Source organism: Nostoc sp. (genome assembly GCF_036917195.1).
GTDB lineage: Bacteria > Cyanobacteriota > Cyanobacteriia > Cyanobacteriales > Nostocaceae > Nostoc.
Map to the genome: position 1 here is coordinate 1 of NZ_JBALDG010000100.1, position 24,778 is coordinate 24,778.

Here is a 24,778-nt window from a genome sequence, read left to right on the forward strand (position 1 = left end):
CGCCGCGATCGCTTTTTGGCCCAGGTCATAGCTATAGGGGGCAGGCATCAGATTTTTTTGCACTCGATATAATAGTCCTAACACAATCTTGTAGCACTATAATGATTCAACTTCGTGAACTAGCGTTATAGTGATGAACGAAATACCAAACTGCCCCAATCTAGTTGTTGAGTGATTTTGAGAACGACAATGTTTTACGTACTAAACGTGAAACTCGTTGGCGTAAAGTATTGTTGAATCGTTCAATAGACCTCTTGCACGAATCAAGAAAAAAGAGCGAGTTCATCAATTGAGAAGTCCAGCAATCAGATTGCATCGTAAACCGAACCGTTTTCTGCGGTTACAATATTGTTCTTTAAAGATGCGAAAAATTTTTAAGCGGCGGTTGATATGTTCACCAACAATACGTAATCTAGCTAATAAGCGATTATGCTGACGTTGTGAAGTTGGTAAATCGGCACCACGAGGTTTTTTGCCGGGTATGCAGCTAAGAGTGTGGAGTTTGGTGATACCTTGGTAGCCTTTATCAGCTAAACATAACTGCGCTCGCTCAAAATCCACTTTGGTATTTTTGAGTAAAGGAAAATCGTGTATACGACCAACTCCATAGGCAGTACAGAGGATTTTACCACTAGCTTGATCAACTACTAATTGTGCCTTTAAGGTATGCCGCTTTTTCTTACCACTATAGTATCTGCGCTGTTTTTTTTTTGGAGGTTCTACAGGTGTTTCAGTAACATCTACTACCAACACGTTCCATTGATACATTCCTTGGTGTAACTCTCGTTTACCTGGTAATCGGAATACACCTGAGCGGATTAAAATATTTTCCACCTTCGGTACTATGCGGCATACTGTTGACTCATGGATACCCCAGCTTTTAGCAATATGGAAGTATGTGCGATACTCTCCGAAGGCGGAGCGTCTCCGGCTCCGTGCCAATATTCTAGTGTTACCAATAAGTGATCTTCTAGACTTAACTTTGGTTGACCACCTTTTTTTCCAGTACGCACCAGTTCCGGTTTGAGTACTTCTACCATCCGCATAAATGTAGCAATATGTACACCACATAGACGTTTAAATTCTCAGGATGGTAGCTCTTTTATTTGTTCGTAGGTCACGGAGCTTCTTTTTTTCCTGTATTTTTTCATGCCTATGTTATTCGTGCAAGAGGTCTAATGTACTGTACGCCTTGATGCAGATAATGAACGATAAACAGTCCCTGAGATTGCCACTTATCCCATTGATGGCGTGAAAGTTTACTGGTAAGGAGCCGTTATCGTGAACAACCACAGTGATGCGGTCAGTTTCAGCCAAGGTTTGAGCCGCCTTACTAGCAGCCCAATTGATCACCTCTATGTAACGTTCAGTTTTGAAACCACCTTGAACCAGAGCATACTCAAAACTCACATCCGGCTGCCACAGCCCCAAGATACTGATACGACCAGTACGACTGCCGACTTTGTGGCATTTGTTTTTGGCGACCAAGAGGACTGTAACTATAACTAACTCGACTCCAACGACAACATCTAGATTCGTCTAGATACTTCAATTACAACTAGCCATCTACTGCTGCCTGCTTGAGAGTATCGAGGTCAGCTTGCTTGATTATTCGTTTTAATGGGTCTTGTTTTCCTTGATCAGTATAGCGTGTGCCCTTCCATCGCCACCCCTTTTTTTGAGCAATCGTCTCAGACGGTCTGGACGAAGTTGCACTTGAGGAAGTTGCAATAATTTTTCCGATAACTGCACACTATTATAAGTACGAACTTCCGAATCCAAGCACTGCTCTAAATTAGCCAAGTCCCCCTCAAACCATTTGCCCTTTGCCCCCCGCCCTGGCATCTCCCATAGTCCCCCTAACCCCTGATTTTCCCATCGTCGCAGTGTCGATCTCACTGTATAGAATGGCACTAAGAAAATTTTGGCTATCTCTGGGACATTCCACCCTTGGGCATTCAGCCTGATCATCTGTGTGCGATCGCGTGTCCTTTGAGCCACTGTTGTTCCTTGAGGCAATTGTGCTAGTGTCAAGTCTTCCGCTTCTGTTAAGACTACTCTTAATCGGGCAGGCATTCAGTTATACCGAATCTGAAAGTCCTATCTCTATCTTATATTTAATTGCAACCAGCTACTTAGGGCTTTCACTTGCATATAAAACAGTCTATGAAGTGGTTCGCACCCAAACGGCTGCGAAATTAAAAGTGCCTCGTCCTCAAAGCACTAAACAACATCCAGAAAGTCTATCTCACTTTAAAAAAACTACCTCTAGCATTCAAATTCTTGCAGGAGGAATTTGGATCGGGGAAACGATTAAGGTACTTGTGCCAGGATGAAACACCTTTAGGATTAAAAACAATTGCAGGACGTTTAATTACAGCTAGAGGGGTTAAACCTGTGGGTTTGAGCCAATGGCAACGTGAAAATTTTTATTTATACGGAGTTGTAGAACCCCTAAGTGGATACACAGCTTTTTCTATGAGTTTCCCTACCTTAATAGTGATTGTTTTCAACAGTTTTTGGAGTTGCTAAGTAGCTAGACATGAAAAATTATAAGATAAGAGTAGAGCAGAACAAATGATTGAAAATGCCACCAGCACTACGAATAAAACTGACTAGAGAAGAAGACAAAACGTTGCAGGAGTTAAGCCTTGCAGATAATGTAGCTCGAAGAGTGAAAATTAGAGCGATCGCATTACGACTGAATGCCGATGGTTTAACAGTACCAATAATTGCAAGTCACTTACATATTCATTAGCATACAGTTCGAGCCACATTACGTCGATGGGAAAACCAGGGATTAAATGGATTGTGGGAAGCACCTGGAGTGGAGGAAAGCGTAAGTGGAGTTTAGAGGATATGAATGTGGTTGAACAATGGTTAGGTGAAGATCGTAGCTATACAAGCCGTCAACTACAGGAACGTTTGGCTGTTGAGCGTGGAATCACACTCAGCAGTAGACAAATTAGCCGCATTCTAAAAAAAAAGGCTATACCTGGAAACGATTAAGACACAAGCCACCAACTCCAAAATCAGCATCATTTAAAGAAGCCAAACAGGCTGATTGGTTAATGTTATGTCACTGGGCTAGTGATGGATTAATTTGTCTAAAATATCTTGATGAATCAGGGTTTGAACGAACAAGCTCTCTCAATTATACTTATTCCCAGCGTGGGAAGCAAAAATCAATCTATCAACCTCGTAGAAGAGGCATTTATAATTAACGTTCTTGGTTTTTGGGAGCCTGAACTTGCGTTTTGAGTATGGAGCTGTAGTCGGTGGTTTTAATAGCGAACGTTACTTGCAACTACTCCAATGGCAGGCACATTTGGCTCAACAACGTCTTGAACAAAACGGTAAAATTACTGTCATTATTCAAGACGGAGCATCATTTCATCGCAGCAAAAAAGTTCAACAATACTGGCAATTTTGGCAACAACAAGGCTTATACATTTTTTTCCTGCCACCATACATCGCCTCAAATGAACCGCATTGAAGATGAGTGGCTGCACCTAAAACGTTATGAGCTTTCTTCACAGATTTTTGACGATGAATATGAACTGGCGTAGGCGTAGCCCGCCGCAGGCATCGCTCTAATTCAGACATATTGAAAATCGTGCCTACAATGGTAATTACTCCGTTGGGCGTTTTATATTTAATCATGTCTAGCTACTTATCTGCTGACAAGAGGTGATGATATCGCGGTTATCCAGTTCGACCAAGGATCTTTCCACAAAGCCAAAGCTCTTAATATCCCAGATAACATTATCTCGATTTTTCAACCTCCTCACTCTCCTGAACTCAACCCAATTGAGCCGTTTTGGGAATTTCTCAAATCTCAACTCCAATGAGAAAATTGTAAAACTCTCACACAACTACAGCACAAGTTAACTGATGTCCTCAAAGAAATTACACCTTCCATGATTGCCTGTCTCACTTCTTACGACTTTATTCTTGAAGCCTTATTTAGCGCAGCTTCATAAAGAATTGGTATAAACGCTGTTGGCGGAATGGTTGAGTTGAGTCATCAGCACGAAAATGTCACGGCTGAAAATCTAGTTAAAGTATCATCACAGGAAGTTCAAAAGGCTCTGCTGGGTTTTTAGTTAAGTTGTTGAAGCCTGCCTAACTTCACCGTTAGACCCAATCTTGATGACGAGAACTAATTGAAAAATGCCGATATTTACCGATTAGCTATGAATGATTCTTCACGAATAGTTGATGACACCATTGGTGGGCGCAGGCAAAGATAAGCAAGAGAACCGAGTAAGGGAACAAACACCACTGTTAAAAATACCTCGGCATTAGGGAAAAGGCGACGAGCCATATCATCACCAACAACAGTAGGAAATAAAACATAAAATAGGCAAAATGCCAGGCTCATGCCATTGATAAAGCGATCACTTTGCAACTGCTGCACATAATCTCCCCAATCACCAAAAGCAAAACCATAGACAAGCAAAACAACTGTGCTTAAAGTTAAGACAATACCGTAAAGGCGAGAATCCAGCAGACTCAAAAAAGCATTCTTTTGTCCCGAAAATTGTTGATTAGGTTCACGCAAAGCCAAATATGGCAAAAGACCAAGTACACCCGAACCCACTGATGCGATAGCAAAAGGCCAAAAATGAATCGATTGCATCCGGCCATCAATGAACAATAAACTACTGTAAATTAATAGCCAAATACCCACTAGAGAAAATAAAGACAGGATAATTGGATTAATAGCAGTCCACTGAAGAGTAAATATATTTTTCAACAGCGTTAGCGTTTCACCTAAGTGTAAGGGCGGTGCCAACAATAAAATATAAGCTATAAATCCAGCCCACAGTAACCATAATGCAAGTTTAAGAGTCATAATTATTTTCATTTAGCGGGACTTAAACATTTTTTCGGGAAAAACAAGCCTCAAACCCATGCAGGGTAAGGAGAATACACTAAATACTCAAAAATAGCCCAAACCCAGATATATCAAGAAACTAAGCAAAACGATGTCAAATTCTTTCTTTATATAGATTTGAGGCTCTTTTTTCGGTGTTTTTTGTCTAAGTCCCATTAGTTGCATAAAATTATTTTAAAGATACAATTAATTGATCCTATAGTGTCTTTATGTTGATGCTAGAAGTTTGATGAGGTAGCCAGGATATAACTATCAATTAGTTAAATCCTAGCTGCATTGTAAATTATGAACCCTCCGCTCGTTGTCGCTCAATGGGTAGAGCTTACGAACGCGTGGTATTTAACTTTAAGCTAATAAACTTTTGCGACGTTCACGCTTCTTTTTCATCCCAAAGCCGAGTCCGAGGATGAATAAGCCTGCCCCAGCATCCGGTTCAGGAGTAGACTTGAAGTTACCTTTGAGTGCATCTCCATCATTACCGCACTCTAGGAAAATGTTACTAACATAGTCGCCACTGCCAATTAAGGCTTTGTCAAATGCAAACCCAATAGTGTAATCTCCTGTGGCAGAAAAATGTCCAAAATCGAGTCCTGCGGCACTTAACTCACTGTCACTGAGCATAAAGATATTGCCCACTTTCGTACCATTACCAATGGCATTGAGAATCGGGGTGTTATCCCAAGTTGGATTTTGAGCAACAGTAGTCGGGTAGTAATAGTTGTAGACATCTTGTGCAGTCGCGAAGTCTGTGCCTTGGGTGTTATTCTGACCCCAACCCCAGTCATAATACCACTTCAAGTTACTGTAGCCACCATGCTCTTGAGTTATACTTTTGGCTGTCACTCCTTGATAAACTCCGGTTGACAAGCCACTGCCGTAGTCCGCAAACTTGACTGCAAATAACTGTCCGTTATTGCTAGCAGTCTGGAAGTTTTGTCCTGAGAAGTTGAAGAACAAGTCACTCCAACCAATGTGGACAGAGTGGCCCTGATTCCAATAATCATTCGGGTCGGTTGTCCCACCCAAGGGCATACCGCCAGTGAGCGCAACATAAACTTTATCGCCTGACTGTTTGACAGCCATACCTTTGATGTCAAAAACGGCTCCGCCAGAGCCATCGCTAAAAGAGTCAATACCGTAGTCCCAATTGTTATAGAGTTGTCCGGCATTTGCTTTTTGTCCAGCTAGTAACATCAGGCTAACAGTCAGGGCTGCTGTGTAAAAAAAAGCTTTTTTAGTACGCATTGATTTTCCGCAAGTAAGAATGAGTTGTTACGTTAGTCAATAGCTTACTCAAGTTGTTATAAAGTTCTTAGCTTTTAGAGGTTGAGGTTGAATAAAAGTTGAGTAAAATTTAACAGCTTGATTTTGTAAAGCCCCAGAAAATACGTAAGTAAAGGAGAAATAGGATTGATTAGGTTGTAGCAATAACAAGAGGCTAGAGGTGTCAAAATATTGACTACTAAAGCCAAAAGTTTACGTAATATTAAGTTCGGTGAATCACTTACGATATGTCCTCAGCGAATGCAACGAAAATAAACTTACGCTATGCTACCTTTGCTGATTTAGATTTACTGCGATATTGGGACAAGCAACCTCATGTGATTGCTTCAGACCCTAATGATGACTGGGGCTGGGAGGTGGAACTAGATCATAATCCTGATTGGAGGGAGCAATTGATTGCTGAAATCGAAGGTCGTCCCATCGGATTTATTCAGATCATCGATCCTGCACGAGAGGAAAGTCACTATTGGGGCGATATCGCAGCCGATCTTCGTGCCATTGATATTTGGATCGGGGAAGCAGCTGATTTGGGTAAAGGTTATGGCACAAAAATGATGCAGTTAGCAATTACTCGATGTTTCGCAGACTCATCTGTGACGGCTGTAATCATTGATCCGCTGGTTAGTAATAGTCGCGCTCACCGCTTCTATGAACGTCTTGGCTTCAAATTAATCGAATATCGACGATTCGGTGACGATGAGTGCTTTGTTTATCGCTTGAGTCGAAGAGATTGGCAACACCACTCTTAAATGAACGACCTTTGTGCTATTCCTTTGTATCCAATTCAGACTGTTCAAGAGTCCCTTGCCAGATACACCTTTGGCTACCGACAGCGATCATATCAATCGCAGATTCAAGGGTGGCAGAAAGCTCCGGGCAACAGCAGTATTTATTAGCAACCGATTACCAAGAACGCTAAGGATTGACCACAGGCCTACTACCATTACGAGTTTTGGAGCCAGGGCGATAAGCTCTTCTTAAGCCTTCTCCTTTGGAGACGCTAGCGCCAACGGCTATCGCACCTTCAAGTCGTCGAAGTATATTCCCAAGCAGTTGTTGAAGCGGATTCAGGAGATAGAGCCAGAGAAAGCGGCAGTGAGGGAGATTTTGCAGGTGTTGAGGGTAAGAAAATGATGATTCTAAGGTTAAGTTCATACAGAATTATACCAAACGACCATCAGTTAAGGCATAGCAGCGGCAATCCAGGCGTGGTGTTGTAGCTCTACCGCCTATGTGGAAGAAAAGACGGTACTTATTCTCAGTATTGGAATTTAATACTCTACTTCAACTTGATAAAGAGCGGGGTTAGCTTCAATTAGTAGTTGTTGTTCAAAAATCTCTTGCTGAGAAATACGTTTAGAAAATGCTGCTTCCCAAGTTGATTGACTAGACCATTTTGCAATATTAATAAATTGAAATCGTGCTGTTGGCTCAAGGCTGCGGTGTAGCTTTGTTTCGATGAATCCAGGTTCATTTTTCATCAGTTCGGCGGTCTGATGCCATTTATCGAGAAATTCGGACTCCATACCTTGAGGTATAGAAAAGACATTAATTAACACCACAGATGAATCCATAAAGGCTTTTCAAAGAGAGTCTGTCGTGCTAGAGCATTGAACAACACACAGATAATGTACCTTCAGTTAGATTATTGACACCACACCCCCAAATTACCTTTGCTCAACAAGAAAACCTAGCTACAGCAACAATCACCCTTGCTGCTGTTAAAGTTCCAGAGATGAAGGGGGGACAAGGAGGCTATAATGCTGATTGAATAAGCCTCATAGCGCGTATGCCTTGCTGAAAATGAGGTAGCTTATTGGGCTTATTTCCCATAAGAGCGATCGCTCTTATTGACAAAATTCCATTGCACCCACCGATAAACAACCATATAAACCAATCCAAAATGCACTATGTCGTCGCATAGAGCGTTTTAATTCTTGAAGACGACCTAGATATTTTTGTAGACCAACTTGTGTTGATGCTCGACCGATTAAGACTGCACAAGTGTAGGCGAAGCTCCTGCAAAGCCGCTTCGCTAACGCCACCAATAAAATAATGGTCATTAAACGTTGACCAGTTGTATAAGTAGATTCTAAATTGTAACCAGCTGTTTTACAATCCTTAAACATTGCTTCAATAGCGCTAGGACAGCTAAAAGTTTTAATAGCTGTGTCAAAACTATCCAAGTTGGTGAGTAAATACCATCCAGATTGTTCCACCCACGATATTTACGCGGCTAATACCCAACTAAATTAAATTTCCCAAAACCTTTTTGTTTCCTAGACTGAACATCATGGATAAAAAATGACACTCCAGGTTTTAATCCAAGATTTTGTAGTCGTTGGTATGATTGAGTGCCCTGAGGAATATATGTCCCTTGTTTTTGTCGTCAAACAAAGTGGATTCCCTTACTGTCTAACCAATTGGCGAATTTGATCCTGTGAAATTCACGGTCGCCTAACACTGTTGTTTTAATATGCTTTAAACAACCTGATAACTGGTCGAATCAATGCTTTCTGTTCTTTGAGATTACTACAACCTCTTTTTCTTAAAGATAACCAGTAAATTGGTATAGCTCTCTGATCCTCAATTAAACTAATGAGCAAGATATTTTGCTCACGCCACTGTGTCCTATCGATAGCAAATGTTAATTTTTTACCTTTTTTTCTCTGGCGAGTTTTCAGTCAATATTTAACTACAGGAAACCAAAGAAATTGAATTGACAGTTGTGGTAGAAGCAGGAATCGTTGAATACTCTTTCGCCGACTCTGAAAAAGTATCGCTTGTGGCAATACTGTTGCTAACTTTTCTCTAGTTACAGTTTTATGAAACTGTAATAGCATCACTAATATTTCCAACATTTTGTACTGCGTAGGTTTCAGTACATTTTGAAAGCAGTTTTGATAGAATTTAGGTAATATTATCATTTGATAGGTCTTGTTGACAATACCTGACCTATCTTTTTCTACCTCAAAAGCGCCATCCTCCGATACACCAACCATTACAGTCTCCTCGTCACCCCGTCAGGTTCCAAAGTTAACCGAGCAGGAAATTAGCGTTAGCGGAGCTTAACAAAGTTATCGCTTAAATTTAGAGCGAATGTAGAACGGGCGTTTTTTGAAGCTGGCAAGGCTTTGCCAGATTTGCACGATGGGCTTACGCCCCGCCTTTTTGCGATCGCAGACTGTACCGCTCGACCCACAAAACCTTTGAGGAATATTGCCGCGTTCGCCCTTGGCGTTGGCTTCGGCATCGCTTTGGGCATAGTCGCCGCCAGTCTTATCTTCTAATGGATGCAGCTATTGTGTTTGAGAACTTGGAGCAAAAATGTGATCAAATTGATCACATTTTGCCAACAGCAGAGGGGCAAGTTCGATTTATGACAAAACTTGAACTGCTCCAGCAACAAGAGGTTTGGCTAACCGCAGTAGAGAAAGCAGTCAAGAAAGTGCCTACTGGTAAAATCGTCAAATACGTAGTGCAAAAAATAATGGAGCGGACGAAAGTACCCAATACCTACCAGCTAGGTGAAGTCTGTCAAATCCTTGCAAAGGATAACCCCGTACTGAAGGGCAAAGGCGGGTGTTGGAGCATCGTAAGTCAGATAAATGATTTTAGCTGCATTAGCTGCACTGTAAAACTCTGGGATGGTGAGTATACAGTTAGTTTGCAGCATATAAAGTCATTCGACTATTTGCCTGCCGAGTGTCAGCAGATGCAGTTGGTGTGCGATGGCGCAAGCGCCCACCGTAGGTGATCGCATTAGTAGGTTGCGTAATAGTGGCAAGCTGGAAGCACCAGCAGAGGCAGTCCTGAAGTATTTGGGGAAGTTGAAGCGACCGTATTTGACGGCTGTGGAAGAAAAGCTATAAGGCGTTGATCACATTCTGCAAGCAAAGCAGTTTACAGAATATTTGTCCTGTCATGACTTTACAATTACAGGAAATTATGGCCGAATCGTGGTCATTTTGAAGGGGCCACTATTGGCGGCAGCGTGCGCGACGGCTTTGTTCACGTCGTCTAGATCGAATACTGTAACGTCGAAGTTGTCCAGCCTCAGAAGACCAGACCGAATCAGCCCGACTAGGCGGATGGCGGCCTCAGGTAGATACATCCATTGGCCACGTACGGTGATGCAATTTCTCATGATCCACGGATAGGGCAATTCCAGCCCAGCGCCTCCTAGCATCCCGACACCCCCCATCAACACAACCCTCCCGTAAGGTCGCACCGTCATGATGGCGGCGCGTACCGTCGTCGTACTAACCGAGGGCGGCAGGATATCCAGCACGCAGTCGATCGGGCCCGGTGCCGCCTGCCGCATCCGCTCCTGGTCATCCTCCTCGTTGCCCAAGAGCTTCACAGGTCGGAGCCGATCGCCGAAACGACGCGTCAGATCCTCAAGCGTCTTTTCGTTCCGACCCGGCGCAACCACGCATCTCGCCCCCATCGCCAAGGCGACGGCGACGGCCGCACTGCCGAAGTTGCCAGTGGCACCGCTGATCAGGATTGTCTCTCCCGCCTGCAAGTTCGCCGCGAGAAGACCGCCATACGGTACGAGAAACGTATTCAGCCCGCACCATCGCGCTGCATCCGCCTCATCAAGCGAACCGATCCGGATGGCGTTTTCCGTCGGGACTAGGATTTGCTCGGCAAAGGGGCCATGACGGAAGTGTTTCTGTAAGCGCAAGCCTCCTTCACCACGGGCGCTCCAGCCTTGCAGTGTTATGTCGGGCATTAGCGCATCGTCACGCGATCGCACAGTAGGATCGCAAAAGACCCAATCGCCGGCGACAAGATGCGTCGCGTCCGGCCCGACAGCGCGCACGCGGCCGATCGCCCCGCATCCCGGTACTACAGGCAGATCCAGCAGATATTTTCGCTCGCCGCTAAAGACTTCGTTTGCGTAGGACAGAACAGGGGCTGCCACGACATCGACGATGACCTCTCCTGTGCCCAGGATCGGATCGGGCAAAGTCTCGACAACGAGTGGCGAGCCGAACGCCTTCAAAATTGCACCTTTCATGGTCATTCTATTCTATGGTATGGAACCATTCTCGCAGGCTTTCCCTGTGTAACAAGGCCTGGTATTATCCTAGTATTGACTAGTCCCTCCTTGAGGATAAAGTAAAGGTCATGGCAGATGCAAGTCGAAATGAATTTGGTGACTTTTTGCGATCGCGCCGAGAAAAGCTGAACCCTAAGGCTGTGGGTCTTCCAAATGGTCAAAGACGTCGGACGCCAGGATTGAGACGCGAGGAGGTGGCCGAACTCGCGGGCATCAGCGTTGACTGGTATATCCGGCTAGAACAGGGACGAACCGTCAGCCCTTCCGTTACCACGATTGATGCGTTGGCTAGCGCACTGCGCCTCAGCAAGGTAGAACATGCCCATTTGCGGACACTGGCGCGAAACGGCGATCGCCGCGCATTCTCTCACGAGAGTGTACCCGAAGTGGTTCGACGCATGGTTGAGAGCCTTAATCAGCCTGCCTATGTCACCGGTCGTCGATGGGACATCTTAGCGTGGAATGCCGCAGCTGCCGAATTATTCACAGACTTCGGACAGACGACCGAAGCGGATCGCAATATCCTCACCTATATGCTGACCGATCCGGATGCCCGGCACCTCTTCGGCGCAACCTGGGTTGATGAGGCCAAACGTATGGTGGCCCAATTTCGTATAACATATGACCTTTGGGCTGGCGATCCAGCGTTTCTCGACCTCTTGGAACGCCTTCAGCAAGCCAGCCCTGAGTTCGTGATCTGGTGGGAGGCGCACGATATCCGCAGCGTCGCGTCCGGACAGAAACTACTGAACCATCCTAAAAAGGGTTTGCTGTGCTTTGAGTATGCTACCTTTCAGTCCAATGACGATCCTGCGCTGAAGCTCGCCATCTATAATACTCCGTGCGAGCTATTACATACCATTTCAGGAAAACCTTGATACAGATAGATTTTTTGTAGTCTGCCAAAGTCTTTTTGACAGTCAAAAAAAAATTAAGTGATAAAGGTTTTAAACCCTTTCCCCTTCCCCTTTTAAGACCCTACACCTGTCAATATTTGCGTGGTAAACTAGTAGTTGCCTGTACATAAAAACAAGATTTTATTCATTGAGTTGACTAGATGATTTTCAGTAAACTATATAGTAGGAGACTTTTAAGGTTGTCCCCGGTTCATGTATATTAAATACCGTTATATGATACTATTTATCTTGAGTTTGGAACTTTACGCAAAAAACAAATAATCTTGAAGTTGGCATTACAAAAGTTATAAGTCAGCACAAGCAAATCATTTCTGAATCATGATAGTTAATGATACGACCAAAAAATTATATTTTAGGTATTTTATCAATTGAATATGATTAGATAGTTAAAATAATTTATTGTCCTAATTTGGCAATATATTTACGTTAGTAATTAATTTGACTATAAATATAAATTTGATTAATTATTGTCTTTATCTATTGGGGTTAAGTTTGTTTACACTAATATAGTGTTAATATAATCGGGGTATGACTTCAATCAGTGGAACAATCGCAATTATTAATGTGCAGGCTGGCGATAATAATCAGTATGTTTGTCAATTATTGTCTTTTCTTGACCAGCCTACAGATGAAATTCGTTGCTGTGGTAAAACCAAAGAACACGCTATAGCTATTGCATTAGAAAAGTTAGCCAGTGAATATCGTCAGATTGCCGAATCGGGTCAAAACCAAGATTGGCTTGCAGTAGAGCGTTCTGAGTCTGGAGAAGCAATACAAAAGCATTATCATGTGATTTTACATTATGAACGGATTGGGAGAGCAGAGTCTAAATTTGAAGCAATGCAGGACACGCTGCTGGGAAATACGGTAGTTGAAAATGCCAAAGTTACTTTGATTGAGATTGATGCAAATTTACCAGTTCAAGGTGATAAATGATTTCATTGTTGAAGTCTTAATAGGAAAAAAATGAAAGTTGGCGATTTCCCAAAATAAAAATCTTCTAGAAGTCGCCGGATTGCTAAATATTTATCGCAGAGGAGAATGATTGATGCAAGCTTCAGTAGATTACACCGACATTACAGCAGAAACTCCAACTCTCTCAACCGTGACCGCCGAATACCAAGTCATCCAGATGCAGTTTAACCAGGCTCAAACCTCTGAGCAACGAAAGTCCGTCATAGAGCAGTGGGATGCCTTGCGACGCAGACTAGATACATGGAAGGAACTCACGCGACTGCATTTTCACCAAGACACGCAAAACCCAGAGTACAAAACTGCCTTGGACTATTGCAACGAACTTTTGCCATCTCTGACCGCCCTTGAAGTAGACCTAAAACGGCAACTGCTCGACAGCCCCGATCGCGCCGAGTTAGAAAAAAGTTTGGGACGGCAAGCCTTTTTGCTATGGGAAGCAGACATTACGACCTTTGAATCGACGATCACAGCAGATTTAGTCGAAGAATCCAAACTCAGCAATGAGTACACCGAACTGATCGCTTCAGCAAAGCTAGAGTTCCAGGGTGAGCAGGTGAATTTATCGGGTTTGCAACCTTATGTGCAAAGTAAAGATAGAGACGTTCGTCAGCAGGCAGAACATTGTCGCTGGCAGTTTTTTGAGCAAAATCAAGACCGCTTCGATCAACTGTTTGATCGGTTGGTAAAACTGCGCGATCGTATGGCAAAAAAATTAGGCTACGAGAATTACATTGCGCTAGGATATCGCCGAATGCGACGGGTGGATTACGATCAAAGCGATGTCGAGTACTATCGAGATCAAGTAGTTCAACAGGTCGTTCCTTTAGCGATCGAGCTAATTGGGCAACAGGCTCAACGGCTCAACCTAGACAGCGTGTATTTTTGGGATGAGTCTATCTTTGATGCAGAAGGCAGTCCGGCTCCAATTGGGGATCATGACTGGATGCTAGAACGGGCACAAGAAATGTTTGATGCCATGAATCCATCCCTGGGTGGGTTTTTTAGGATGATGGTTGAGCGACATTTACTGGATTTACAAAATCGTCCTGGAAAAGCGGGAGGCGGATTCTGTACAAGCTTCCCAAGCTATGATATACCCTACGTGTTCGCAAATTTTAATGGAACAAAAAACGACGTGCAGGTGTTCGCTCACGAGATGGGTCACGCCTTCCAAATGTGGCGAAGTCGCCATTTGCCAGTTTTTGATTACCTGTGGCCCACGCTAGAATCGTGTGAAATTCACTCCATGAGCTTAGAGTTTCTTACCAGATGGCAGATGGAAAAGTTTTTCGGCGATCAAGCGGAGCGATTTCGTCGGCAGCATCTAGCGTGGTCAATTCTATTTCTGCCTTATGGTGTGGCAGTGGATCATTTTCAGCATTTGGTCTATGCCAACCCACAAGCAACGCCGCAAGAACGACATCAAATCTGGCAACAGATGGAAGCTCGTTATCTGCCTTGGCGAAATTATGGAGATTTGAAATATCTTAACAAAGGCGGACTTTGGCAAGACAAACAGCACATCTACTGTTCGCCGTTTTACTACATTGATTATACTTTGGCTCTGTGTTGCGCGTTGCAGTTTTGGGTCAAAGCAGAAGAAGATTATCAAAAGACGCTAGCAGAGTATATTGCGTTATGCGATCGCGGCGGTTCTGCGTCCTTTCGAGAATTAGTGCGCTCGGCAAATCTCATTTGTCCATTTGAACCTGGTGCACTTACTCAAGTTGTTGAAAAAGTGCGTTCCTCTTTGAAGGCTGGCTAATTGAAAAATAAGAATGTTGAGTAAGTGCGCTTATAGTTGATCAAAGCGATGGAGAAAACAGTGAATGGACAAACCCTAATTCAAACAGGACTTACGCAACTGTCACAGGTGACGGCACAGCTACGCCGTGCCGAGCGCCAAATGACTAGACTAAAAACATGGGAACATCAGGACGTTTTAATTGCTGCTTTTTATAGTACATAATTACTATAATTGAGCGATCGCACCGAGCTACATACAGGCTGAGATAGTACCCGCCTGATGTCATTCACCGCTTGGGGCAGTATTTCCAATTGCTTTGCTCGATATGCGATCGCCTGCGATGTCGGTTCGCTTTCTAGAATTATTGCCGCAGCAACGAGTGCTTAAGTATTGTTCATAGCAGTGGCGAGATTCTTCAATGCCATACCGATCAACCGTAGACATTCGGTGGCGTTATCTTTTGGTGGTTGAACAGCAAGCGTTCGCAGGTCAATTGCCTTGTCTAGCGCCTGTTTTACCTGCTTGTTTAACGCAAGAGTTATCATCGTGTTGCCCCACTGTTGCGTAGGACGTTGTTCTACGGCGTTTTCTAATTCCTTAATACGCCGTTGCAATCGCTGATTCTCTAGTTCTAGCTGGCGTAATCCCTCCATAGAGTCTAGGCGCTTCTTTCTGTAATTGAATATTTTGCTCGTTAGTTAACGTTAGAAACACATTTAAAACGGGAATAATAAAGTATCTGTATATACTAAATAGTTAGAAATACAATGGAACCTCAACGTACTGCTGTAATCTTGATTGGTTATCAAAATGACTACTTTGCAGCCGATGGCATTCTACATAATGTCATTGAGGAATCGTCAAGGGTCACTAAAGTATTAGAAAACACCGTTGAACTTGTACGATGTTTGCTACAAACTCCAGTGTTGATGATTGCCACACCGATTTTTTTTACGCCAAACTACCAAGAATTGGTTGAACCTGTTGGCATCCTTAAAACTATTAAGTCAGTTGGGGCTTTTCAAGCTGGTATGAAGGGATCGCAAATGATTGATGAGTTGCTACCCTTTCGTAGCAGAATTCTTGAAGTTCCCGGAAAACGAGGATTTAATGCTTTCATAAATACTAACTTAGACATGATTCTTCATGAAAAACAGATTACTCATGTAGTTCTAGCTGGTGCAGTGACTTCAGTCTGTATTGATTCTACAGGTCGTTCTGCCCATGAGAAAGGCTATCAGGTTGTTATTTTGTCTGATTGCACTTCTGCTCGCACGGTGTTTGAGCAAGAATTCTACCACACTCACGTTTTCCCCTTATACGCCGATACAATTAACCATACCGAGTTACTTCAGCGTTTGACGAGTACAGTCGAATGTCAGATTTAAGCAATGAATTGCATACACAGATTCAGTACAGTTTGATTGAGAAATTGTCTGAATCCGAGCGACGTTACCGGGAATTGGTGGATAGTCTGCACGAAATTGTGTTTAAGTGTGATCAGTTGGGTAATCTTAATTTCCTTAACCGAGCCTGGACAAATACCCTTGGTTATCGGATAGCAGATGTCATTGGTAGTGCCTTAGGTAATTTCATTGATTTAGATGATCAGCACTTGTGGTCAGAAACTCTAGAAAAGCTACAAACCGGAGTAGAGGTTTGCCAAGAACTCCGCTTCTACCATCAAACTGGTGTAATTGTTTGGTTGGAACTGTCTGCTCAACCTCAAAGTGAAACAGAATTCTCTGGTTCACTGAGCAATATTAGCGATCGCAAACACGCAGAAGCATTACTCAAGCAAACGAATGAGGAACTGGAAGCTAGGGTAGAACAACGAAATATTGAGCTAATTCAAGCTAATCACGACCTAAAAGTGACCCTTGAGAAACTCAAATATACTCAGGCTCAACTGGTGCAAACTGAAAAAATGTCGAGTCTGGGGCAATTAGTTGCAGGGATTGCTCACGAAATTAATAATCCAGTTAACTTTATTTACGCTAATCTCAGCTATGCATCTGAGTATACAGAAGTCTTATTAAAAATCTTGCAACTTTACCAGAAAACATATCCAGTTCCCTCGCTAGATATTCAAGAAGCAATAATAACCTGGGATTTGGACTTTATTCAAAAAGATTTAGGTAAGCTGCTGGAGTCGATGCAAGTTGGCAGCGTTCGCATTAGAGAAATTGTGCTGTTACTGCGAAATTTTTCTCGATTGGATGAAGCAGAAATCAAAAATGTAGATATTCATGCAGGTATCAATCACACAATCACATTTCTAGGTCACCGCTTCCAAAGTGAATCGGAAAATATGGTAATTCAAATAATTAAAAACTATGGAGTGATTCCCCAGATAATGTGCTATCCTGCACAACTAAATCAAGTATTCATGAATATTTTGAATAACGCTATCTATGCTTTAAATGAGGCAATTGCTAACCTATCAATTAGTCAATATTCTCAAACTCAGCCGTTCGTTCCTACTATTTGGATTAATACTGAAATCATTGATGAAACTTGGCTTAATGTTCGCATTAAAAACAATGGTCTGGTTATTCCCGAATCAGTAATTTCCAAAATATTTGATCCGTTTTTTACAACAAAGCCTGTTGGGAAAGGAACTGGACTTGGCTTATTTATTAGTTATCAGATTGTTGTAGAAATGCACAAAGGCAAGTTAATATGCACCTCAAAAACAAACCAAGAAACAGAATTTTGCATCCAAATTCCCATATAAGGCACTTACTCAAAATAAAATGCCCAGCCATCTTCAAAGGAGACGTGCTTCTCTACGAGACGCTTCGCTAAGGCCAACGCGAACAATGAACCTATCCCACTAATAATATTTGTACTAAAAAGCTTAAGCTTTTTGAGAACAGAAAATAAAAAATTAAGGTTTTCAAGCACATTTTACGAAAATAAGTTGGGTTTTTTGAATAGTGGGATAGGTTCAGAATTGGTGGGGCGATGAGCAGGGTGTAGAGATAATGGTGCTTAAAAAACAAGCTGTGTCTTAAGAGAGCTGCGATCGCTCTTTTCCTCGCTTGAATGATGTGCGATGTCTACGACGGCAAGCTACGCTTTGGCTGTTATCGCTGCTCTCAAAAATTGGTAGAGTTAATAAGACTACCCAACAGCTTTGGGGAGTATCGTCGGCAATGCCCATCTACAGAAAACGCTACGCAAACAATTGAGACGAAATAGCGCAAGTAATCAAACAAGCAGCCCAATGGCGCTGTCGGCACTGTGGGCAAAAGTGTTTATGTCTTGACTCAAAGCCAAAGACAATGCCTGCATTATTGCAATCAGTGTTAGTGGCGGTAAAGATTAGACACTTCTTGCTTTTAGTCTTGCCTGAAGGGGGATAGAGATAATAAATTCAGCCCCTTGTCCTAAAACCGATACACATTCTAACTGTCCTTGATGCTTATTAGTTACAATCTGGTAGCTAATAGATAGCCCTAAACCAGTTCCTTTTCCGACAGGTTTTGTAGTAAAAAAGGGTGTGAAGAGTTGTTGCCGGATATTTTCAGAGATCCCAGAACCATTGTCAGCAATGCGAATGACAGCAAGATCACTTTCAACAGTAGTACGAATTGTAATAATACCTGGGTGACGTATTCTCTCTGCATCAGTCCGATGTTCGTTAAATTCTTCCAAAGAGTCAATTGAATTAGCGATCAGGTTCATAAATACCTGATTCAGTTGCCCAGGGTAGCACTCTACGGGTGGCAGGTTACCATACTCCTGTATTACTTGAATTCCCGGAGAGTCTGGTTGGGGTTTAAGCCGACTTTGCAAAATCATTAAGGTGCTATCAATGCCCTCATGGATATCAACGGCTTTGACTTCAGATTCGTCTAGGCGGGAAAAGTTTCGTAAAGATAATACAATTTGGCGAATGCGATCAGTTCCCACTTTCATTGAAGCCAACAGCTTAGGTAAGTCTTCCATCAAAAAATCTAAGTCAACCGCATCTATTTCATTCTGAACTTTAGATGGTAAATTCTGGTTTTGCTGCTGATAAAGTTGTACTACACTCATCAAGTCTTTGATATAATTATTGACGTAAGTAAGGTTGCCGTAGATAAAACTGACTGGGTTATTGATTTCGTGAGCAACGCCTGCTACTAACTGCCCTAGGCTAGACATTTTTTCGCTTTGCACCATTTGGGACTGGGTGAGCTTCAATTCATCGAGCGTCTGCTCTAGCTCCTTTGCTTTCTGACGCGCTTGTGTTTCCGAAATCTCTAACTCCTGGGAGTAGATGTGCAAATTTGTGTAAAGTCGAGCATTTTCTATAGAGATGGAAACTTGCGAAGTCAATAAGTTCAGTACTTCTAGTCGCTCTGCGGTAAAGGCTCCGGTGGTGAGGTTATTTTCTAAGTAAAGAACTCCGGTTAGTTTACCCTGATGAGCGAAAGGCGAACATAAAACTGATTTAGGTTGATTGGCAATAATATAGTTGTCACTGGCAAAACGCTCTGTGTGGCTAGCATCGTCTAAAACCAAATTTTCTTTTGTTCTTTCAACATAATTAATCAGCAAAACTGGTAGTTTATGCTTTACTTGAACCAGGCTGGATGATTGCACTGTCACTTGGTCTCGATCAACGTTTCCCTCAGCTTCAATCAGCCATTGGTTCTCCCGTTTAACAAGTAGATAACCCATTTGGGCACCAGCATTCTCGATCGCGATCGTCATCATCTTCTCCAGCAGCCGATTTAGCTCCATCTCACTCGACAGTGCTTGTGATGCTTTAATCGCTGTGCTTAAATCTAGAATTTGGGTTTTAGCTTCAGAAGTATCTTTGATTGAGTTTGTAGCAGTACCCCGAAGAGTTGCTTCTGCTACTGTATCTGTAAAAAATTGAGAATATTGTTCGTCTAGTTGTTGGACTTTACCCATAGCTTCCCACTTCAGATAGTGATAGCGGGCTTCTGTAAGATAAACTTTGGCAAGGTTTTTTCTGTCCTTGGCCAAGTAAAATCGAAATGCGAGTTCGTTTGCTAAGGCTTCATTTTGTAAATAACCATTTTCCGCAGCAGAAGCGATCGCCTTGTCATACAACTCCATTGTCTGATAATCTTGTTGACAAATCCGAGCAATTTCAGCTTGAATCAATAGGAACTTGTGTTGATAATTGGTTGGGCAGTGCATTGCCCATTGCTGGAATTTTTCCAGGTTGACATTTAGTTTATACAGATAAATCACTTGAGTTGTTGTATCTACCTCAGCATAAGCTCTTGCCAAAGCAATACTTTGGTGAAAGTAGAAAACAGGATTAATAAAAATTCCTCGTGCTCCCCCAACAAATTTTTCTGCATTTTCTGCATACTCAACAGCTTTGGTATACTCTCCATACCAGTTACAAAGCGCAAGTTTATAGATGTAAACTACAAATGCACTCAACATATCTGAAGATGCTAACGCAAACTTTAGCACTTGCTGTTCATCTGCCCAAGTTCCAACAAGCTCGTCAATCTTGCCTACTGACTTAGTCAGATTAGCGATCGCTTCCATAGCCAGCAGATGGTAGTTCAACATATTTTTGTCAATCTTGCGGAGGGTAGGAATAAAATCTTCGGCTACTTCTGCGGTTTTTTCTAAAGATTCATTCCCAAACAAAGATTGCCATAAAAAATTAACCGAACAATAACCAGACCATTGGTAAGAACCTGTTTCTAAACCGCTATTAAATCCCTTTAATAAATAAGGTTTTGCCTGGCTAATATGGTCTTTGTAATGACAAATTAAACCTCCCCACATGTTCAAAATGTTCGCTTCTAATTCCTTCGTTCTCATAATTTCATGGAGTTGCAGAGAAAGCTGTCCAAACTCATAACCTGAATCTACCTCACCATATTGAAATACTAAGTTGAAGGAATACAGCATATAGCCAAATACCGAAATCGGTGAATTGCCATATTGAACTGAAAGCTGAGTCAGATTCATAGATGTAACGTGCAACGCTTTAGATCCTAAAAAGTAAGCAATAGGCCAAACCTCTTTTAAGATGCGTTGAGCCATTAACTTCTCTTCGTCTTGCATTTGTGGTAGTTCTGCTAGACTAAAAGTTGAGCGATCGCCAATAACTTCTTTTGTTTGATTAAGTTTTTCCAATAGATATGCATCATCGGGATAAGCTGTAAACTCAAAACCTAAAAGCTTCAAGGTGTTTAACCCAATTTCATAAGCAGAGTTTAAGTCATTCTCCATGCGATAACACATAATCCGATATTCATTTACTCGACACATATCAAGAGTATTCTTAACCTGGCTGAAAGTCTGCTCAAAAATCAGCAAAGCTTGCTCATATCTTCCATTTAAAAATTCTGCCTCTCCAGCTTGTAAATATAAATTTAATGTTAATAAATATTTATCTTGGCAACTATTTTTGTTTAAATATATTATTCCTATTTTTAACAATTTTAGAGCAGTTACAAACGCTGAAGATGATTTTGCTCGCTGACCTAATTTCAGATTTAATTCTGCCATTTCGTATCTTTCGGCAGGTTCAATAATTAATGATTCACCAGCATTTAGATGGTTGACAATCTCGAAAAGATGCTCTTCTAACTGAGTTTTTTCTGTATTATGTAATAGTAATTTTCCCACCTTTAGATGGACTTGTTGTTGCTGACCGATTGGAATTAAAGAATAGGCAGCTTGCTGAACACGATCATGCAAGAACTTATAGTCAACTTGTACCGCATTATCACAGTAGATTTCTAATTCCGACTGATTCAACAACTGAGGAATTTTGTAAGTATCGCTCAAGGGAAGAATTAATCCCGCCTGTAAAGCTGACCATAAATCAACTGCTGTTGCTGATACAGATTTTTCGTTTACTACTGCTAAAATTTCTAAATTAAAACGATTACCAACACAAGCAGCTAATTGTAAAACTTGCTGCGTTGGTTCTGATAGTCTCTGAATTTTATTCACCATTAAATCGACTACATTATCGGTAATGGCTTGTGACTGAATTTTGTTAAGATCCCACTGCCAGAAACCCAAACGGTAATCAAATGTTAAGAGATTATCTTGATGCAATACTTTTAATAACTGAGTCAAGAAAAAGGGATTACCTTGGCTTTTTTGAAGTAGCAAATCAGCTAAAGGTTCTGCCTGAGATGATTCGCAATTGAATGTGTCAGTAAGCAGTTGAGTAATATGAGGTGCTGCTAATGGCTTCAAGAGCAGTTCTTCAACGGTTGCCCCAGATGCTCGAATTGCCTCTAGCATTAGTATCAGCGGATGGGTAGGACTAACTTCGTTATCTCGGTAAGCCCCAATCATCAATAAATACTGGCTTTCTAAGTCAGTCATCAAATTTTCGACCAGCTTCAAAGAGGCAGCATCTGCCCATTGCAGGTCATCTAAAAACAGTACTAAAGGATGATCCGCAGCAGTAAAGGCATGGATAAATTGCTTAAATACCCGATTAAAACGGTTTTGAGACTCAGTAACCCCCAACTGCGGTACAGGCGCTTGCTGCCCGATAATTAGTTCTACTTCTGGGATAACATCAATAATGACCTGACCGTTAACTCCCAATGCTTGTAGCAATTTATTTTTCCAAACCTCAACTCTGACTTGGCTTTCAGTTAATAGTTGTCGCATCAATTCTCGAAATGCCTGAATCAAAGAAGCATAAGGAATATCTCGCTTGAGTTGGTCAAATTTGCCACCGATGAAGTAACCTCGTTGCCGCACAATCGGTTTATGAATTTCGTTAACTAGTGAGGATTTGCCGATACCTGAGTATCCTCCTACCAACACAACTTCACTTGAACCAAGGCTAACTTTCTCGAAGGCAGCCATAAGAGCTGCCACTTCTACTTCCCGACCATAAAGTTTTTGAGCTATTTGAAATTGATGCGAAAAATCCTGCTCACCTAAGCTAAAAAGGTCAATCCTTCCTTTTGTTTCCAGTTGAACCATTGCTTTCTCTAGGTCAGCCTTTAACCCGTAAGCACTTTGGTAGCGATCTTCAGCATTTTTGCTCAGGAGTTTCATGGCGATCGCACAGATTCCCAGTGGTATATTAGGATTAATCTCCTCAGGAGCCATTGGAATTTTCGCAATGTGACAATGCACCAACTCCATTGGATCTTGAACATTCTGGAAGGGGAGCCGACCCGTTAGCATTTCGTAAAAACTCACGCCTAATGAGTAAAAATCTGTACGATAATCTAAGGTTCGGTTGATGCGTCCGGTTTGCTCTGGCGACATATAAGCCAGCGTTCCTTCTAGGAGGTTGAGGCTGGTTATTTCTGGGCTTTCTTTTGACAGCAACGAAGCAATGCTGAAGTCAATCAGTTTGATTTTTTCGCTATTGGAGTTATAAAGAATGTTTTCAGGTTTAACATCCTTATGAATAATGTGGTGACTATGTAACTCTCCTAATGTTTCAGTAATTTGAATCGCGATGTTGAGAAATTTTCTTAGTTCAAACCCTGTAGTATATATCTGATCTTTTAAGGATTCTCCGCCAAAATCTTCTAAAACCATTGCTAGACCATTACTATACCCATTGTCGTAATTGATTAATTTATGGGTTTTGATTACACCTGCAATATTCAGATTTTGGATAATTTCGTATTCATGCTTGATCTGAGCAATCTCTTTGACACTAGGATACTCTGCTTTGAGCAGTTTGATCACAACTGAGTCTCCGTTAGCTTTGCAGTATGCTCGATAAATTACCGTGGCAGTAGCTTCATAAATTAAACTGGTAATACTGTACTCTGGGATACGAACAATTAATTTAGACACTATTACTTGCCTGAATGTTGTTATACAATGGATTTTGGCGGTTCCTATAATAATTCCCAAAATTTAAGTCAAGTTAACGTGAGTTCGACGGAACTAAAAAATAGCACGAGGTAGTGCAGGCAAATCTTTTGGGTAAATGTCAATCGAAGGTTTTTTGGGCAGATAGGTGTAAGCAGCCAAACCAGCCATCAAGTTGACTAAAAAGTTAAATAGACTTGTCCGAAAATTTATAACCCTTTCTGTGTAAGGGTTTTGGATAAAGTATATATGTCTCCAAAGAACGTAACAATAAGGTGTTGATATAGTTACTGATAGTTTAGAGGCAAAAAATAGTGTTCTTCAATTTTGAGTATATGTCTAGTTTCGTATGTAGTTTAATCTATACTAGCCTTTTAGGGTACTAATTTTAGCTAATAGAGCTAACATTTTATTCCCTTTGTTTAGGTCAATTTAATTTTCGGACAGGTCTAATACACGTTGCGTTGTTGAGAGTGTTCTATCTGACACATATTTTTGAGATGGTCATTAACCGACTCAATTACCGCCCGCTTTTGTTTCTTTACTCCTAACGGGACTTAGACAAAAATTAAGCCCAAATAAAGCCCAAACTGGCTTTATAAGCAGTAAATACGTCACGGTTGAGGATCAACCAATCAAAAAATCGATAAGATATAGCGGTTCTAAAGGCTTCTATTGCTTCAGTAAACGTGTTCAAAGGTTTGTTAGCCCACCTGCGTCTCAAACCACCTGTCATCTGATGCCAAAGAATAAAAGTATATGCACAAAAAACTAAGATAAAATGTCGAAGTAGACTTCTTTTATCTCGGACTTGATATTCTTTTAGTCTTAACCAACACGAGAACTTCTCTATAAAAAACTTCTACCCAATTTCTTGCTCCATAAGTATCAACTATCCATTGGGGAATGACAATCGATGAGTCAACATTAGTGAGGCGAGTGCGTTCCTGTCGCCTTGCGTCGGAAAGCAACTCGCCGGTGATAAAATAGTCAATATAGCGCTACAAGATTGTGTTAGGACTATTATATCGAGTGCAAAAAAATCTGATGCCTGCCCCCTATAGCTATGACCTGGGCCAAAAAGCGAT

The 24,778-nt window shown here is 41.9% G+C and carries 26 protein-coding genes and 4 pseudogenes; 15 read left to right on the forward strand and 15 right to left on the reverse strand.

Going from position 1 to position 24,778, the window contains the following annotated elements; all coding sequences use genetic code 11:
• Positions 1 to 160: 160 nt before the first annotated feature.
• The 4 genes and pseudogenes from V7K40_RS33020 to V7K40_RS33035 form a co-directional block, all read right to left on the reverse strand.
• Positions 161 to 247: pseudogene (locus V7K40_RS33020) on the reverse strand (IS1 family transposase); the annotation flags it as partial.
• Between the two features lie 38 nt (positions 248 to 285).
• Positions 286 to 1,121 (reverse strand): annotated as a pseudogene (locus tag V7K40_RS33025) (IS5 family transposase).
• A 37-nt stretch (positions 1,122 to 1,158) separates the two neighbouring features.
• Positions 1,159 to 1,488, reverse strand: coding sequence for a hypothetical protein (locus V7K40_RS33030; RefSeq protein WP_334967084.1), 330 nt, complete (start codon positions 1,486 to 1,488; stop codon positions 1,159 to 1,161).
• A gap of 129 nt (positions 1,489 to 1,617) precedes the next feature.
• Positions 1,618 to 2,076: a helix-turn-helix domain-containing protein gene (locus V7K40_RS33035; RefSeq protein ID WP_334967085.1), complete on the reverse strand. Its 459-nt coding sequence runs from the start codon at positions 2,074 to 2,076 to the stop codon at positions 1,618 to 1,620.
• 511 nt (positions 2,077 to 2,587) lie between these two features.
• Between V7K40_RS33035 and V7K40_RS33040 the strand changes: the two genes are divergently transcribed.
• The 3 genes from V7K40_RS33040 (at position 2,588) to V7K40_RS33050 (ending at position 3,496) form a co-directional block, all read left to right on the forward strand.
• Positions 2,588 to 2,758: a hypothetical protein gene (locus V7K40_RS33040; RefSeq protein ID WP_334967086.1), complete on the forward strand. Its 171-nt coding sequence runs from the start codon at positions 2,588 to 2,590 to the stop codon at positions 2,756 to 2,758.
• A gap of 53 nt (positions 2,759 to 2,811) precedes the next feature.
• On the forward strand, positions 2,812 to 3,009 hold the full coding sequence (locus tag V7K40_RS33045) for a hypothetical protein (protein WP_334967087.1): 198 nt from the start codon (positions 2,812 to 2,814) through the stop codon (positions 3,007 to 3,009).
• A gap of 241 nt (positions 3,010 to 3,250) precedes the next feature.
• Complete coding sequence (locus tag V7K40_RS33050; RefSeq protein ID WP_334967088.1) at positions 3,251 to 3,496, forward strand: hypothetical protein; 246 nt, start codon at positions 3,251 to 3,253, stop codon at positions 3,494 to 3,496.
• A 687-nt stretch (positions 3,497 to 4,183) separates the two neighbouring features.
• On the opposite strand, the gene V7K40_RS33055 is transcribed toward V7K40_RS33050, so the two are convergent.
• Both V7K40_RS33055 and V7K40_RS33060 read right to left on the reverse strand, forming a co-directional pair.
• Positions 4,184 to 4,858 (reverse strand): hypothetical protein, encoded by a 675-nt coding sequence (locus V7K40_RS33055; protein ID WP_334967089.1) that lies wholly within the window; start codon positions 4,856 to 4,858, stop codon positions 4,184 to 4,186.
• A gap of 387 nt (positions 4,859 to 5,245) precedes the next feature.
• On the reverse strand, positions 5,246 to 6,145 hold the full coding sequence (locus tag V7K40_RS33060) for an XDD3 family exosortase-dependent surface protein (RefSeq protein ID WP_334967090.1): 900 nt from the start codon (positions 6,143 to 6,145) through the stop codon (positions 5,246 to 5,248).
• A 266-nt stretch (positions 6,146 to 6,411) separates the two neighbouring features.
• Between V7K40_RS33060 and V7K40_RS33065 the strand changes: the two genes are divergently transcribed.
• Both V7K40_RS33065 and V7K40_RS33070 read left to right on the forward strand, forming a co-directional pair.
• A complete protein-coding gene (locus V7K40_RS33065; RefSeq protein WP_334967091.1) occupies positions 6,412 to 6,933 on the forward strand; it encodes a GNAT family N-acetyltransferase in 522 nt (173 codons plus the stop codon).
• A complete protein-coding gene (locus tag V7K40_RS33070; RefSeq protein WP_334967092.1) occupies positions 6,934 to 7,080 on the forward strand; it encodes a hypothetical protein in 147 nt (48 codons plus the stop codon). It abuts the gene before it with no gap.
• Between the two features lie 19 nt (positions 7,081 to 7,099).
• Here V7K40_RS33070 and V7K40_RS33075 read toward each other — a convergent pair whose 3' ends face one another.
• A complete protein-coding gene (locus tag V7K40_RS33075) occupies positions 7,100 to 7,339 on the reverse strand; it encodes a hypothetical protein (RefSeq protein ID WP_334967093.1) in 240 nt (79 codons plus the stop codon).
• Between the two features lie 116 nt (positions 7,340 to 7,455).
• Entirely contained in the window at positions 7,456 to 7,758 is a 303-nt protein-coding gene (locus V7K40_RS33080) for an antibiotic biosynthesis monooxygenase family protein (RefSeq protein ID WP_334967094.1), read from the reverse strand.
• 74 nt (positions 7,759 to 7,832) lie between these two features.
• Here V7K40_RS33080 and V7K40_RS33085 point away from each other — a divergent pair, with 74 nt between their 5' ends.
• Positions 7,833 to 7,955, forward strand: coding sequence for a hypothetical protein (locus tag V7K40_RS33085; RefSeq protein WP_334967095.1), 123 nt, complete (start codon positions 7,833 to 7,835; stop codon positions 7,953 to 7,955).
• 76 nt (positions 7,956 to 8,031) lie between these two features.
• Here V7K40_RS33085 and V7K40_RS33090 read toward each other — a convergent pair whose 3' ends face one another.
• Positions 8,032 to 8,403 carry a hypothetical protein gene (locus V7K40_RS33090; RefSeq protein WP_334967096.1) on the reverse strand — a complete coding sequence of 124 codons (372 nt, stop codon included), beginning with the start codon at positions 8,401 to 8,403 and terminating at the stop codon, positions 8,032 to 8,034.
• A gap of 465 nt (positions 8,404 to 8,868) precedes the next feature.
• On the reverse strand, positions 8,869 to 9,186 hold the full coding sequence (locus V7K40_RS33095; protein WP_334967097.1) for a hypothetical protein: 318 nt from the start codon (positions 9,184 to 9,186) through the stop codon (positions 8,869 to 8,871).
• Between the two features lie 132 nt (positions 9,187 to 9,318).
• Here V7K40_RS33095 and V7K40_RS33100 point away from each other — a divergent pair, with 132 nt between their 5' ends.
• The 3 genes from V7K40_RS33100 to V7K40_RS33110 all read left to right on the forward strand — a co-directional run bounded on the left by V7K40_RS33100 (position 9,319) and on the right by V7K40_RS33110 (position 10,056).
• A complete protein-coding gene (locus V7K40_RS33100) occupies positions 9,319 to 9,474 on the forward strand; it encodes a hypothetical protein (RefSeq protein ID WP_334967098.1) in 156 nt (51 codons plus the stop codon).
• An 89-nt stretch (positions 9,475 to 9,563) separates the two neighbouring features.
• Positions 9,564 to 9,941: a hypothetical protein gene (locus V7K40_RS33105; protein WP_334967099.1), complete on the forward strand. Its 378-nt coding sequence runs from the start codon at positions 9,564 to 9,566 to the stop codon at positions 9,939 to 9,941.
• Positions 9,916 to 10,056, forward strand: coding sequence for a hypothetical protein (locus V7K40_RS33110; protein ID WP_334967100.1), 141 nt, complete (start codon positions 9,916 to 9,918; stop codon positions 10,054 to 10,056). Before V7K40_RS33105 ends, V7K40_RS33110 begins: the two co-directional genes overlap by 26 nt.
• Positions 10,057 to 10,130: 74 nt before the next feature.
• Here the strand turns inward: V7K40_RS33110 and V7K40_RS33115 are convergent, their stop codons facing one another.
• Positions 10,131 to 11,210, reverse strand: a complete 1,080-nt coding sequence (locus V7K40_RS33115) for a zinc-binding alcohol dehydrogenase family protein (protein WP_334967101.1) — start codon at positions 11,208 to 11,210, stop codon at positions 10,131 to 10,133.
• A gap of 110 nt (positions 11,211 to 11,320) precedes the next feature.
• Here V7K40_RS33115 and V7K40_RS33120 point away from each other — a divergent pair, with 110 nt between their 5' ends.
• The 4 genes from V7K40_RS33120 (at position 11,321) to V7K40_RS33135 (ending at position 15,113) form a co-directional block, all read left to right on the forward strand.
• Entirely contained in the window at positions 11,321 to 12,130 is an 810-nt protein-coding gene (locus tag V7K40_RS33120; RefSeq protein WP_334967102.1) for a helix-turn-helix transcriptional regulator, read from the forward strand.
• Positions 12,131 to 12,697: 567 nt separating this feature from the next.
• The gene (locus V7K40_RS33125) at positions 12,698 to 13,105 is read left to right on the forward strand and encodes a hypothetical protein (RefSeq protein WP_334967103.1); all 408 of its coding nucleotides are present in this window, start codon (positions 12,698 to 12,700) and stop codon (positions 13,103 to 13,105) included.
• Between the two features lie 112 nt (positions 13,106 to 13,217).
• On the forward strand, positions 13,218 to 14,909 hold the full coding sequence (locus tag V7K40_RS33130) for a M3 family oligoendopeptidase (RefSeq protein WP_334967104.1): 1,692 nt from the start codon (positions 13,218 to 13,220) through the stop codon (positions 14,907 to 14,909).
• Positions 14,910 to 14,969: 60 nt separating this feature from the next.
• Complete coding sequence (locus tag V7K40_RS33135; protein ID WP_334967105.1) at positions 14,970 to 15,113, forward strand: hypothetical protein; 144 nt, start codon at positions 14,970 to 14,972, stop codon at positions 15,111 to 15,113.
• A gap of 161 nt (positions 15,114 to 15,274) precedes the next feature.
• Here V7K40_RS33135 and V7K40_RS33140 read toward each other — a convergent pair whose 3' ends face one another.
• Positions 15,275 to 15,544 (reverse strand): hypothetical protein, encoded by a 270-nt coding sequence (locus V7K40_RS33140; protein ID WP_334967106.1) that lies wholly within the window; start codon positions 15,542 to 15,544, stop codon positions 15,275 to 15,277.
• Between the two features lie 114 nt (positions 15,545 to 15,658).
• Between V7K40_RS33140 and V7K40_RS33145 the strand changes: the two genes are divergently transcribed.
• Entirely contained in the window at positions 15,659 to 16,279 is a 621-nt protein-coding gene (locus V7K40_RS33145; protein WP_334967107.1) for a cysteine hydrolase family protein, read from the forward strand.
• Entirely contained in the window at positions 16,267 to 17,628 is a 1,362-nt protein-coding gene (locus V7K40_RS33150) for an ATP-binding protein (RefSeq protein WP_334967108.1), read from the forward strand. Before V7K40_RS33145 ends, V7K40_RS33150 begins: the two co-directional genes overlap by 13 nt.
• 590 nt (positions 17,629 to 18,218) lie before the next feature.
• On the opposite strand, the gene V7K40_RS33155 is transcribed toward V7K40_RS33150, so the two are convergent.
• The 3 genes and pseudogenes from V7K40_RS33155 to V7K40_RS33165 all read right to left on the reverse strand — a co-directional run.
• Positions 18,219 to 23,672: an AAA family ATPase gene (locus V7K40_RS33155; RefSeq protein ID WP_334967109.1), complete on the reverse strand. Its 5,454-nt coding sequence runs from the start codon at positions 23,670 to 23,672 to the stop codon at positions 18,219 to 18,221.
• Positions 23,673 to 24,139: 467 nt separating this feature from the next.
• Positions 24,140 to 24,214, reverse strand: a pseudogene (locus V7K40_RS33160) (hypothetical protein); the annotation flags it as partial.
• Positions 24,215 to 24,258: 44 nt separating this feature from the next.
• A pseudogene (locus V7K40_RS33165) lies at positions 24,259 to 24,622 on the reverse strand (IS701 family transposase); the annotation flags it as partial.
• Between the last annotated feature and the right edge of the window lie 156 nt (positions 24,623 to 24,778).

What these genes read in the sequence shown, in the direction of transcription:
- V7K40_RS33110 (WP_334967100.1), top strand. Translation starts at nt 9,916, where the DNA reads ATGGCGCAAGCGCCCACCGTAGGTGATCGCATTAGTAGGTTGCGTAAT.
- V7K40_RS33065 (WP_334967091.1), top strand. Translation starts at nt 6,412, where the DNA reads ATGTCCTCAGCGAATGCAACGAAAATAAACTTACGCTATGCTACCTTT.
- V7K40_RS33140 (WP_334967106.1), bottom strand. Translation starts at nt 15,544, where the DNA reads ATGGAGGGATTACGCCAGCTAGAACTAGAGAATCAGCGATTGCAACGG.
- V7K40_RS33075 (WP_334967093.1), bottom strand. Translation starts at nt 7,339, where the DNA reads ATGAACTTAACCTTAGAATCATCATTTTCTTACCCTCAACACCTGCAA.
- V7K40_RS33035 (WP_334967085.1), bottom strand. Translation starts at nt 2,076, where the DNA reads ATGCCTGCCCGATTAAGAGTAGTCTTAACAGAAGCGGAAGACTTGACA.
- V7K40_RS33040 (WP_334967086.1), top strand. Translation starts at nt 2,588, where the DNA reads ATGCCACCAGCACTACGAATAAAACTGACTAGAGAAGAAGACAAAACG.
- V7K40_RS33115 (WP_334967101.1), bottom strand. Translation starts at nt 11,210, where the DNA reads ATGAAAGGTGCAATTTTGAAGGCGTTCGGCTCGCCACTCGTTGTCGAG.
- V7K40_RS33125 (WP_334967103.1), top strand. Translation starts at nt 12,698, where the DNA reads ATGACTTCAATCAGTGGAACAATCGCAATTATTAATGTGCAGGCTGGC.
- V7K40_RS33080 (WP_334967094.1), bottom strand. Translation starts at nt 7,758, where the DNA reads ATGGATTCATCTGTGGTGTTAATTAATGTCTTTTCTATACCTCAAGGT.
- V7K40_RS33145 (WP_334967107.1), top strand. Translation starts at nt 15,659, where the DNA reads ATGGAACCTCAACGTACTGCTGTAATCTTGATTGGTTATCAAAATGAC.
- V7K40_RS33095 (WP_334967097.1), bottom strand. Translation starts at nt 9,186, where the DNA reads ATGGTTGGTGTATCGGAGGATGGCGCTTTTGAGGTAGAAAAAGATAGG.
- V7K40_RS33130 (WP_334967104.1), top strand. Translation starts at nt 13,218, where the DNA reads ATGCAAGCTTCAGTAGATTACACCGACATTACAGCAGAAACTCCAACT.
- V7K40_RS33055 (WP_334967089.1), bottom strand. Translation starts at nt 4,858, where the DNA reads ATGACTCTTAAACTTGCATTATGGTTACTGTGGGCTGGATTTATAGCT.
- V7K40_RS33060 (WP_334967090.1), bottom strand. Translation starts at nt 6,145, where the DNA reads ATGCGTACTAAAAAAGCTTTTTTTTACACAGCAGCCCTGACTGTTAGC.
- V7K40_RS33105 (WP_334967099.1), top strand. Translation starts at nt 9,564, where the DNA reads ATGACAAAACTTGAACTGCTCCAGCAACAAGAGGTTTGGCTAACCGCA.
- V7K40_RS33070 (WP_334967092.1), top strand. Translation starts at nt 6,934, where the DNA reads ATGAACGACCTTTGTGCTATTCCTTTGTATCCAATTCAGACTGTTCAA.
- V7K40_RS33150 (WP_334967108.1), top strand. Translation starts at nt 16,267, where the DNA reads ATGTCAGATTTAAGCAATGAATTGCATACACAGATTCAGTACAGTTTG.
- V7K40_RS33120 (WP_334967102.1), top strand. Translation starts at nt 11,321, where the DNA reads ATGGCAGATGCAAGTCGAAATGAATTTGGTGACTTTTTGCGATCGCGC.